This is a genomic window from Janthinobacterium sp. AD80 (genome assembly GCF_002878455.1).
Lineage (GTDB): Bacteria > Pseudomonadota > Gammaproteobacteria > Burkholderiales > Burkholderiaceae_D > Janthinobacterium.
Genome location: NZ_NRDQ01000209.1, coordinates 1 through 10,945 on the forward strand (window position 1 = coordinate 1; position 10,945 = coordinate 10,945).

Annotated in this window: 11 protein-coding genes; 4 read left to right on the plus strand and 7 right to left on the minus strand. The window is 62.6% G+C overall.

Annotation, left to right across the window (positions count from 1 at the left end; all coding sequences use genetic code 11):
- Window positions 1–532: NAD(P)/FAD-dependent oxidoreductase (locus JaAD80_RS26925; RefSeq protein WP_146012559.1), on the minus strand; the 532-nt coding region annotated here is incomplete at its 3' end.
- A 155-nt stretch (window positions 533–687) separates the two neighbouring features.
- On the opposite strand from JaAD80_RS26925, the gene JaAD80_RS26930 reads away from it, so the two are divergent.
- Window positions 688–921 (plus strand): hypothetical protein, encoded by a 234-nt coding sequence (locus tag JaAD80_RS26930; RefSeq protein ID WP_102299123.1) that lies wholly within the window; start codon window positions 688–690, stop codon window positions 919–921.
- Between the two features lie 47 nt (window positions 922–968).
- Here JaAD80_RS26930 and moaD read toward each other — a convergent pair whose 3' ends face one another.
- From moaD to thrC, 3 genes are read right to left on the minus strand one after another with little or no spacing between them, the layout of a single operon-like run.
- The gene (gene moaD, locus JaAD80_RS26935) at window positions 969–1,235 is read right to left on the minus strand and encodes a molybdopterin converting factor subunit 1 (protein ID WP_102299124.1); all 267 of its coding nucleotides are present in this window, start codon (window positions 1,233–1,235) and stop codon (window positions 969–971) included.
- Between the two features lie 10 nt (window positions 1,236–1,245).
- Complete coding sequence (glp, locus tag JaAD80_RS26940) at window positions 1,246–2,472, minus strand: gephyrin-like molybdotransferase Glp (protein ID WP_102299132.1); 1,227 nt, start codon at window positions 2,470–2,472, stop codon at window positions 1,246–1,248.
- A 14-nt stretch (window positions 2,473–2,486) separates the two neighbouring features.
- On the minus strand, window positions 2,487–3,968 hold the full coding sequence (gene thrC, locus JaAD80_RS26945) for a threonine synthase (protein WP_102299125.1): 1,482 nt from the start codon (window positions 3,966–3,968) through the stop codon (window positions 2,487–2,489).
- A 281-nt stretch (window positions 3,969–4,249) separates the two neighbouring features.
- Between thrC and JaAD80_RS26950 the strand changes: the two genes are divergently transcribed.
- Window positions 4,250–4,990, plus strand: a complete 741-nt coding sequence (locus JaAD80_RS26950; RefSeq protein WP_102299127.1) for an AAA family ATPase — start codon at window positions 4,250–4,252, stop codon at window positions 4,988–4,990.
- 254 nt (window positions 4,991–5,244) lie between these two features.
- On the opposite strand, the gene JaAD80_RS26955 is transcribed toward JaAD80_RS26950, so the two are convergent.
- From JaAD80_RS26955 to kbl, 3 genes are read right to left on the minus strand one after another with little or no spacing between them, the layout of a single operon-like run.
- Window positions 5,245–6,645: an L-serine ammonia-lyase gene (locus JaAD80_RS26955; protein ID WP_102299128.1), complete on the minus strand. Its 1,401-nt coding sequence runs from the start codon at window positions 6,643–6,645 to the stop codon at window positions 5,245–5,247.
- Between the two features lie 48 nt (window positions 6,646–6,693).
- Window positions 6,694–7,659 (minus strand): NAD-dependent epimerase/dehydratase family protein, encoded by a 966-nt coding sequence (locus JaAD80_RS26960; RefSeq protein WP_102299129.1) that lies wholly within the window; start codon window positions 7,657–7,659, stop codon window positions 6,694–6,696.
- Between the two features lie 20 nt (window positions 7,660–7,679).
- Window positions 7,680–8,903, minus strand: coding sequence for a glycine C-acetyltransferase (gene kbl, locus JaAD80_RS26965; protein ID WP_102299130.1), 1,224 nt, complete (start codon window positions 8,901–8,903; stop codon window positions 7,680–7,682).
- Window positions 8,904–9,124: 221 nt separating this feature from the next.
- On the opposite strand from kbl, the gene JaAD80_RS26970 reads away from it, so the two are divergent.
- Window positions 9,125–9,700 carry a helix-turn-helix domain-containing protein gene (locus JaAD80_RS26970; protein WP_102299134.1) on the plus strand — a complete coding sequence of 192 codons (576 nt, stop codon included), beginning with the start codon at window positions 9,125–9,127 and terminating at the stop codon, window positions 9,698–9,700.
- A 227-nt stretch (window positions 9,701–9,927) separates the two neighbouring features.
- Window positions 9,928–10,809: an STM4015 family protein gene (locus JaAD80_RS26975; RefSeq protein ID WP_219726892.1), complete on the plus strand. Its 882-nt coding sequence runs from the start codon at window positions 9,928–9,930 to the stop codon at window positions 10,807–10,809.
- The last annotated feature ends 136 nt before the right edge of the window (window positions 10,810–10,945 follow it).

The window sequence follows — 10,945 nt, forward strand, 5'->3', positions numbered from 1 at the left end:
CCGAGCCCAGGCGCGCCCAGCTGCCGCCACCGAGCGCCAGGATCACGGCGTCGAAGGCGCGCAGGCGTTCGCCTTCCGGCGTGGCGAAGACCAGCTGGCCGTCGCGCCAGCCCGTCCAGCGGTGGCGCATGTGAAATTGCACGCCCGCTTCGCGCAGGCGGTGCAGCCAGGCGCGCAGCAGCGGCGCCGCTTTCATATCCGCGGGGAAGACGCGGTTCGAGGAACCGACGAAGGTCTCCACGCCCAGGCCGTGCACCCAGTCGCGCACTTTTTGCGGACCGAACTGGTCCAGTGCAGGCTTGATGCGCGGCGCCTGACTGCCGTAGCGCGAGACGAAGGGCTGGTAGCCTTCCGCATGCGTGATGTTCATGCCGCCGCGCCCCGCCAGCAGGAATTTTCGGCCGACCGATGGCATGGCGTCGAACAGTTCCACCCTGGCGCCCTGGCCGGCCGCCTCCTGGGCTGCCATCAGGCCGGCAGGGCCGCCGCCGATGACGGCGATGTGAAACGGAAGGGGACTGGAGTTGGTCATGGCAAGCCGGGAGGACGGTGTAAACCCCGGCATTTTAGTCGAGATAGGGCCAGCAGATGGCAATAACGCCGAAAAATGATGCATACTGCGCTGAGATGCCGCAGCGATCAGCGGCCAGACTTCACCAGACAACGAGACGACAAGAGGAGAAACACATGGGCGCAGGATTCTGGATTTCCCGCTATTTGCTGGCCAGTTCGATTTTATTCATCATCCTGACGGTGGTCGAGTACAGCAAGGGCACCACCAGCCAGGCGGACATACTCAGCGCACTGGCCTGGTCGCTGGTGGCATCGGCCATCTTCATCGGCTCGAAATACTGGCGCTACCGGAAAGCCGTTGCCTGTGCCACGTGCAGCGGGGACAAGCCGAAAGCCAAGTCTTCATGAAAAAACGGCCACTTCAATGAAGTGGCCGTCTTATTTGGGGAGCGGGATCAGCCACCCGTCACAGGCGGGAAGAATGCCACCTCGTCGCCATCGCCGATCACGGTATCGGCGCCGCACATCACCTGGTTGTGCGCCATGCGCAGCGCGCGGCCCTGGGCCAGCGCGTATTCCCAGTTGCCGCCACGGGCAATCAGGTACTGGCGCACGTCGCCCACGGTCCGCAGCGGTTCGGCCCCCTCTTCCACCACCAGCACTTCCTGTGCCGTGCCCAGCAGCTCGCGCACGCTGGCAAAAAATCGCAGATTGATCTTCATCGATGCTTCCTCAGTACAGCAATTCGTTAAACGGGATAAAACGCAGCATGTCGCCGCGCGCGATCGACAGGCCCGGCGGGCAATCGATCAGGCCATCGCCCCACACGGTGGACGTCAGCACGCCTGAGCTCTGGTTGGCGAACAGTTCCAGCTCGCCGTCATCATTGATCTTCGCGCGCAAGAATTCATTGCGCTTGTCCGCCTTCAGGCGCTCGAAGGCGGCCGGCAGCTTGTAGCTGCGCGGCGCCAGCGGACCTGCCACGCCTTGCAGGCGCAGGATGAACGGGCGCACGAAGAGCAAAAACGTGACAAAGCTGGAGACGGGATTGCCGGGCAAGCCGACAAAGAACGCGTCCTTGACTTCGCCAAACGCCAGCGGCTTACCCGGCTTGACGGCGATCTGCCACATGTTCAAACGCCCCTCCGCTTCCACGGCCGGCTTGATATGGTCTTCCTCGCCCACGGACACGCCGCCCGAAGTGATGATCAGGTCATTGCCTTCGGCCGCCTGGCGCAGTACGGCTTTTGTCGCTTCCAGGCTGTCGGGCACGATGCCCAGGTCGGTGATTTCACAGCCCAGGTTTTCCAGCAGCCCCCGCAAGGTAAAGCGGTTCGAGTTGTAGACGGCGCCCGGCGCCAGCGGTTCTCCCGGCATGGCCAGCTCGTCGCCGGTGAAAAAGACCGCGACGCGCAGCTTGCGCAGCACAGGAACTTGGGCCAGGCCCACCGAGGCGGCCAGGCCCATTTCCTGGCTGCGCAGGCGGCGCCCCGCGCCCAGGATCACGCCGCCGGCGCGGATATCCTCGCCCTGGCGGCGCACCCATTCGCCGGCTTTCGGCACGTGATTGACCGTTACCACGCCATCCATCACACTGCACTGCTCCTGCATCACCACGCAGTCGGCGCCGTCCGGAATCAGGGCGCCCGTGAAGATGCGCGCGGCCGTCCCCGGCTGCAGGGGCTGGCCCACGTGGCCGGCCGCGATGCGCTGCGACACGGGCAAGCTGGCCGCGCCGCTGGCGCAATCCTGGGCGCGCACGGCATAGCCATCCATCTGCGTGTTGTCGCGCTCGGGCACGTTCAGGGTCGACGTCTGCGCGGCAGCCAGCACGCGGCCGTTGGCGCGCATGGTGTCGACCAGTTCGATGTCCGTCACCGGGCGCGCCGCGCCCAGCATGAAGGCTTGCGCTTCGGCCACCGACAGCATCGGTTTGCGTACAGTGCTGGCGTCTGTCATCACAGTCCCGCTCATCACAAGCCCGTATTTGCGGCGATATACGCCTTCATCTTTTCCACGTCCGTATCCATCACGACGAACTTTTGCGGCAAGTCTTCGATGTTCTCGAAGCCGGCTGGGCGCTCAGCGTCCACGCCCAGCGCTTCGAGGATGGTTTCGTTGAATTTGGCCGCCAGCGCCGTTTCCAGCACGATCATCGGCACGTTCGGCTCCAGGTGCTCGCGCGCCACCTTGATGCCGTCTGCCGTATGCGTGTCGATGGTGATGCCGTAATCGTCGGCCACGTCGCGGATGGTGTCGAGACGGTCCTGGTGCGTGGACTTGCCCGACTTGAAGCCGTACTTGGCGACGAGCTTGAATTCGTCGCCGTCGCTGCCGGGTTTACCCGACAAGTCGAAGCCGCCGTGGGTTTCCACTTTGCCAAACAGCGCGCGCACGCGGTCGCTGTCACGGCCCACGAGGTCGTAGACGAAGCGCTCGAAGTTCGACGCTTTTGAGATATCCATCGACGGGCTGCTCGTATGGTAGGTTTCGGCGGACTTGCGCACACGGTAGACGCCCGTGCGGAAGAATTCGTCGAGCACGTCGTTTTCATTCGTCGCGGCCACCAGTTTCGAGATAGGCAAGCCCATCATGCGCGCGATATGGCCGGCGCAGATATTGCCGAAATTGCCCGATGGCACCGTGAACGAGACTTTCTGCTCGTTGCTGGTGGTGGCCGCCAGGTAGCCGCGGAAGTAGTACACCACCTGCGCCACGACCCTCGCCCAGTTGATGGAATTGACGGTGCCGATCTTCTGTTTCGCCTTGAACGGCAAGTCGTTCGACACGGCCTTGACCATGTCCTGGCAGTCGTCGAACACGCCTTCGACGGCGATGTTGTAGATATTCGGGTCTTGCAGGCTGAACATCTGCGCCGTCTGGAAGGCGCTCATTTTCTTGTGCGGCGACAGCATGAAGACGCGGATGCCCTTCTTGCCGCGCATCGCGTATTCGGCCGCGCTGCCCGTGTCGCCCGAGGTGGCGCCGAAGATATTGAGTTCGGCGCCCGTCTTGGCCAGGGTATATTCAAACAGATTGCCCAGCAACTGCATGGCCATGTCCTTGAAGGCCAGGGTAGGGCCGTTCGACAGGGCCTGCAGGATCAGGGTGGTCGATCCGCCCTTGACGACATTTTCTTCCAGCACGCGCAGCGGCGTGATGTCGGCCGCGTTTTCGCCGGCGCGGGCGTTCTTGTAGACAGCCTTGGTATAGGTTTTCGCCGTCAGTGCCTTCAGGTCCGCGGCCGGGATATCGGTGGCGAACTTCTTCAGGATTTCGTAGGCCAGGTCGGCATACGACAATGTGCGCCAGGCGTTGAGCTCGGCACCAGTGACTTGCGGGTAGTGTTCAGGGAGATACAGTCCGCCATCGGGGGCCAGGCCGCCCAGGAGGATGTCGGAGAATTGCTGCAGATTCGATGGCGCTTTGTCAGCGCGGGTAGACACGTAATGCATAGATTTGAAGAGTCCAGTTGAGCTGAGTGCGGTTGATCATGAATGGCAGCGGATATTATAGTGCCAGCCGCCGTCCAAGGCGAATCGCGTGGCGCGGGGCTGCTCAGGATGTGACAATTGGAGAGCCTGAATATTGCCAAACAGGCCATAATGCATCAGATCAAGCCAGGCGGACATGGCTGGCGTGCGCACTGGCGCGCGCCGCCGATTTGCGCCACACTGTGCCTGCCTCCCCGTCACGTGACTATGAAAATCGAGAAACCTGGAGTCGAAAGCCGGCCATGTCGCTGAATAAAAAACCGTACCTGCAAAGCGCCGCGCTGCGTCCCGACGCCGTCGTCGACCTCGAGCACTACCCGTTCACCATCCCCGCCATCCGCGACTTCGTGCACATGGACTTCCACCGCGATGTGACGTTTTTCGTGGGCGAGAACGGCAGCGGCAAGTCCACCATGCTTGAAGCGCTGGCCGTGGCGCTGGGTTTTGGCAAGGATGGCGGCACGCGCAATGTGCGCATCGAACTGCCATCGGACGAGGAGTCGGGGCTGCACGCGCATCTGCGTCTGAGCAAAAGCTACAAGAAGCCCGACGACAGCTATTTTTTGCGCGCCGAGAGCTTTTTCAATGTCGCCACCTATATGGACACCATGCCGGCATACCTGGGCAGCTACGGCGGCAAGTCGCTGCACGCGCAGTCGCATGGCGAAGCGTTCATGGCGACCCTGATCAACAAATTGCGGGGCAAGGGTTTATATCTGCTGGACGAACCCGAGGCGGCCCTGTCGCCGAGCCGCCAGCTGGCGGCGCTCTCCGTGATCCACCAGCTGGTGCAGGACGATTCGCAGCTGATCATCGCCACCCACTCGCCGATCCTGCTGGCCTACCCGAACGCGAAGATTTTGATGTTTACGGGCGGCGGCATCCACGAAGTGGCGTATGAAGACACCGAGCACTTCGCCGTGACGCGCGATTTTCTGAATAACTACCCGAGGAGGCTGGAGCAGTTGTTTGAGGAGGAGTGAGTTTGTCGGGAGACTGCTGTGGCGATGTCGGCTTGCTGCTGTGGTGATGTCGGCTTGCTGCTGTGGTGATGTCGGCTTGCTGCTGTGGTGATGTCGGCTTGCTGCTGTGGTGATGTCGGCTTACGCGCTTTGCGCTAAGCCGACCTACCCCGACCTGCGCCGACCTGCGCCGACCTGTGCCGACCTGCGACATTGCCACTCGCCGTAGGTCGGATTAGCGCTTGCGCGCGTAATCCGACAACACCACCGGCGCATCAGCAAGCCGCGTGATTGACTGTGATAACGTGCACGGCCAGCCCGCCCAGCGACGTTTCCTTGTACTTGTCCTGCATGTCCGCGCCCGTCTGACGCATGGTTTCGATGACTTCGTCGAGGCTGACGAAATGCGTGCCGTCGCCTTTCAGCGCCAGCGAGGCGGCCGTGATGGCTTTCACGGCGCCCATGCCATTTCGCTCGATGCACGGGATCTGTACCAGGCCGCCGATCGGGTCGCAGGTCATGCCCAGGTGGTGTTCGATGCCGATTTCAGCCGCGTTCTCGATCTGTTCATTCGTGCCGCCCAGGGCCGCCACCAGGCCGGCCGCCGCCATGGCGCAGGCCACGCCCACCTCGCCCTGGCAGCCCACTTCGGCGCCCGAGATCGAGGCATTGCGCTTGCACAGCATGCCGATGGCGGCCGCCGTCAGCATGAAGCGGCGCACGCCGCCTACCGGATCGCTGGGGCGGCAGTCTTCCGCGTAGTAACGCAGCACGGCCGGGATGATGCCGGCGGCGCCATTCGTCGGCGCCGTCACGACCCTGCCGCCGGCCGCGTTTTCCTCGTTGACGGCCATCGCGTACAGGCTGACCAGGTGCACGGCGTCGTGCGGCAAGTCGTTGGCGCGGTTGTCCGATTCTTTCGCATCCTGCGCCAAACGCCACAATTTGGCGGCGCGCCGCTTCACGTTCAAGCCGCCGGGCAGGTTGCCTGTCGTTTCCAGGCCGTGCGCGATGCAGTCGCGCATGACGTGCCAGATGCGGTCCAGTCCTTCATTGAGTTCCGCATCGCTGCGCTTGACACACTCGTTCGCGCGCAGCATTTCCGGGATCGACAAGCCGCTTTCCACGCCGTGCGCCAGCAACTGGTCCATCGTGTCGAAGGGGAAGACGACGCGCGCGGCGGCGGCCGATTCCACGGCCGCTTCCGCCTGCGCCTCGCCCGCTTCGCGGATAAAGCCGCCGCCGATCGAGTAATACACCTTGTCGACCCGGCTGCCGTCCGCCAGTTTCAGGGTAAACAGCATGCCGTTCGGGTGTTCCGGCAGGGATTCGCTCTTGTGCCAGATCAGACCGGTAGCGGCCGTGAATGGCACCACGTGGGTGCCCAGCAGCGCGATCTCGCCGGCCGCTTCGATGGCGGCCAGCTTGCTGTCGACTTCATCGGGCGCGACGCCTTGCGGCGTCTCGCCCATCAGGCCAAGGATGGCCGCCTTGTCGGTGGCGTGGCCCACGCCCGTCAGCGCCAGCGAGCCATACAAGGCCACTTCCACGCCCACTACCTGGTCCAGCAGACCGTATTCGACCAGAAAACGCCGCGCCGCCACCATCGGCCCCACCGTGTGGGAACTCGACGGCCCGATGCCGATCTTGAACAGGTCAAATACGCTCATATCCATGTAGTGTCTCTTTATATTAGTATGTTTTTATGAATGCCGGTGCAGGACTCAGGCCGCCTTGGCAGCCTGCCCTGCATCGACGTTGGCCAGCATGTCCGTGACCATCTGTTCGACGCCGATCTGCGCCTTCCAGCCCCAGTCGGCGCTGGCGGTGCTGTCGTCCAGGCTTTGCGGCCAGCTGTCGGCGATGGCCTGGCGGCTGTCCGGCTTGTAGCTGATCTTGAAGTCCGGCACCATGTGCACGATGGCTTTCGCCAGCTGCTCGGGGTTGAACGACACGCCGGCCACGTTGTACGACGAGCGGATCTTGATCGACTCCGCCGGCGCGTCCATCAGTTCGATGGTGGCGCGGATGGCGTCGGGCATGTAAATCATCGGCAAGGTGGTATTCGCATCGAGGAAGCAGTCATAGCGCTCGCCGCGCAAGGCCGCGTGGAAGATGGCGATGGCGTAGTCGGTGGTGCCGCCGCCCGGAGGCGATTTATAGCTGATGATGCCCGGATAGCGGATGCTGCGCACGTCCACGCCATACTTGTTGAAGTAGTACTCGCACAGGCGCTCGCCGGCCAGCTTGCTGATGCCGTACATCGAGGTCGGATCCATCACCGTCATTTGCGGCGTGTTCACCTGCGGCGTATTCGGGCCGAAGGCGGCGATCGACGACGGCCAGAAGATGCGCAGCGGCTTGCCCGCTTCGCCACGCTCGCGCGCCAGCTCCAGGATATTCAGCAAGCCATCCATGTTCAGGCTCCAGGCCTTCAATGGCGCCGCTTCGCCCGTGGCCGACAGCATGGCCGCCAGCTGGTACACCTGGGTGATGTTCTCGTCGGCGATGATGCGCGCCAGGCCGTCCTTGTCCAGCACATTGAGCTGCGCGTAGCGCTTGGCCTGGTACAGATTGTTCGTGCCGATATCGCTGGCGATGACGTTGTCCGCGCCATGCTGCAGCGCCAGCGCGCCCACCAACTCACTACCGATTTGGCCGTTTGCGCCAATGACTAAGATGCGTTCCATGCTATTTTCCTGAATTCTTGTTAATTGGTAGTGGTAGTGGTCAGCAAACCGAGTTCCTTGCCAGCCTGCTCGAAGGCGGCCAGTACCTTGACCAGCTGTTCGCGGGTGTGGGCAGCGGACAGCTGCACGCGGACCCTGGCCTGGCCCATCGGCACGACCGGATAGAAGAAGCCCGTCACCAGCACGCCCAGTTCATACAGGCGGGCGGCGAATTTCTGCGCCACGGGCGCATCGAACAGCATCACGGGAACGACAGGGTGCGTGCCCGGCTTGATGGTAAAGCCGATGCGTTCGATTTCGCTGCGGAAGAAGGCCGTGTTTTCATGCAGGCGGTCGCGCAGTTCCGTCGACTTGGCCAGGCGTTCCAACACCGACAGCGAGGCGCCGGCGATCGATGGCGCCAGGGTATTCGAGAACAGATAAGGACGCGATTTCTGGCGCAGGGTGTCGATGACTTCCTTGCGCGCCGACGTGAAACCGCCCATGGCGCCGCCCAGGGCCTTGCCCAGGGTGCCCGTGATGATGTCGATGCGGCCCATCACATTGTGGTGTTCGTGCGTGCCGCGGCCCGTCGCGCCCATGAAGCCGGACGCGTGGCATTCGTCGATCATCACCAGCGCGCCGTACTGGTCGGCCAGGTCGCAGATCTTGTCAAGCTGCGCGATCGTGCCATCCATCGAGAAGACGCCGTCCGTGACGATGACTTTATGGCGCTTGCCGGCGGCGATGGCCGCTTTCAGCTGCACTTCCAGGTCGGCCATGTCGTTGTGGGCGTAGCGGTAGCGGCCAGCCTTGCACAAACGGATGCCGTCGATGATGGAGGCGTGGTTCAGCGCGTCGGAGATGATGGCGTCGTTTTCATCAAACAGCGGTTCGAACACGCCGCCGTTGGCGTCGAATGCCGCCGCGTACAAGATCGTGTCTTCCGTGCCCAGGAACGCGGAGATGGCCTGTTCCAGTTCCTTGTGCACGGTTTGCGTGCCGCAGATGAAGCGCACGGACGACAGGCCGTAGCCGTACTTTTGCGTAGCGGCGATGGACGCCTCTTGCGTCTGCAGGTCGCCCGACAAGCCCAGGTAGTTGTTCGCACACATATTGATCAGGGTACGGCCATCGTCGCACACCACTTCGGCGCCCTGGCGCGAGGCGATCACGCGCTCGGGCTTGTACAAGCCCTGCTGGCGCAGTTGATCGAGGTTCTGTTGCAGACCGCTGAAAAAGGTGTTCTTCGCTTGCTCGCTCATGATGATCCTTGTGTGTCCCTGTTGTATGTATGGCATCCGGGTAACCTCAACCGCCATAGGGGAAAGCAGCCGCTTGACCGGTGCGCGCACTATGCTGTACCGTGAAGCGCTGTTTGAAGTCTACACGTTTCCGTGTTTTTCCTCAAAATCCACTATTTCGAACTGAAATTCAATATAGTGGATATTACCCAAGCCTTTTGAACTTTGCAAGCCAACTGCCGATGAAAACCAGCGTTTCGACCAATTCCCCCCCTGAAGTAGGTGCCACACTGCAACGCTTGCGCCTGGCGCGTGGCCTGACACTGGAGGATTTGTCGCGCATCGCCGGCGTATCGAAGTCCATGCTGTCGCAAATCGAGCGCGAAAAAGCCAATCCCACCATCGCCATCACCTGGCGCCTGGCCAATGCGCTGGGCGTGCAGATCGGCGAACTGCTGTCCAGCGCCGAGAAAGCCGTGGAAACCATCCGCGTCACGGATGCCCACGAAACCCCCACCCTGCCCGGCGACCACGCGGGCTACGTACTGCGCATCCTGGGACCGATGGAACTGGCCGGCAAATATGAATGGTATGAAGTGACCCTGGCGCCCGGTGGCGAACTGGCGTCCCAGCCGCACGACCCGGGCACCACCGAGCATTTGACGGTCATCCACGGCAACCTGGAACTGGAAGTGGGCACGGCGAAGAAAAAGGTCAAGAATGGCGGCACGGCCAGGTATCCGGCGGACCAGCCGCATACCATCCGCAACCTGGGCAAGACCGAGGGCAAGGCTTTGCTCGTGGTCATCCACAGATAAGCATCTCCTGCAGTGCGCAATATGCCTAAATGTCTATGCTAAGATTTTAGAATAAACAAGATTTCCAGGCCTGGATGTCTTCGCAGAGCGTCGCGGCACATCCCGGCTCGTCCAGCATCGTCCAGCAGCGCTGCCACACGCGCGGCATCCAGGCCTCCAACGCTAACACGGAGCCACAGCGATGACCATTTCCGACAGCACCACCACCTTCCACAATAAAAAAAGTCGTGCAGTACGACCCGGACCTGCCGTTCGACGGCTCGCCGGACATCGTCTACCGCCTGTCGCTCGAGTACGACGACGAGCGCAAGATGGACGAGCTGATCGCCGGCTTCCTGGACAAGGCCGACAAGGGCGCGCTCGAAGCGCTGATCATCGGCATGTGGGGCGACCCGTACGAATCAGGCGCCGACGAAGTGATGGCCGCGCTGATCGCGCGGGCCGGCGAGCTGCCCAACTTGCGCGCCATCTTTGTTGGCGACATGACGTACGAGGAATGCGAAATCTCGTGGATCGTGCAAGGCAGCTACAAGCCGCTGCTGGAGGCCTTCCCGCTGCTGGAAGAATTGCGCATCCGCGGCGGCAATGAACTGGTCATCGAACCATTCGCGCATCAGCACCTGCGTCGCTTCACCATCGAATCCGGTGGCCTCGACCAGAAAATCGCCGAGGCGCTGGCGCAATCGAGCATGCCGAAGCTGGAACACCTGGAACTGTGGCTGGGCACGGACGACTATGGTTTCTCGGGCGACGTGGAGCTGTACCGCAAGGTGCTGGCGCAGCTGGCCGTGCCCACCCTGAAATATCTCGGCTTGCGCGACGCGGAAATCGCCGACGACCTGGCCGTGTGGCTGGCGGAAGAGCCGCTGGTGGCGCAGCTCGACATCCTCGACCTGTCGCTGGGCACCATCGGCGACCTGAGCGCCGTGGCAGTGCTCAATCACACGCAGCTGGGCAAACTGAAACGCCTGGATCTGTCGCACCACTATATTTCGGCAGAAAACCAGGCCAAGCTGAAGGCGCTGCCGTTCGAGGTGGTGCTGGACGACCCGCAGGAAGCGGACGAGGACGACGGCGAAAGCTACCGCTACGTGGCCGTGGGCGAATAAGCGCCAGACTAGCGGAGCGTCATCCTTGTCTTTCACTCTCACCCTGCTGGCCACGGCTGGCAGCAAGCGCGTGCGCCTGATGCAGGCGGCGCGCGCGCACCTGCGCCTGCCGCCCGCCGCAGGTGCTGGAGTGGCG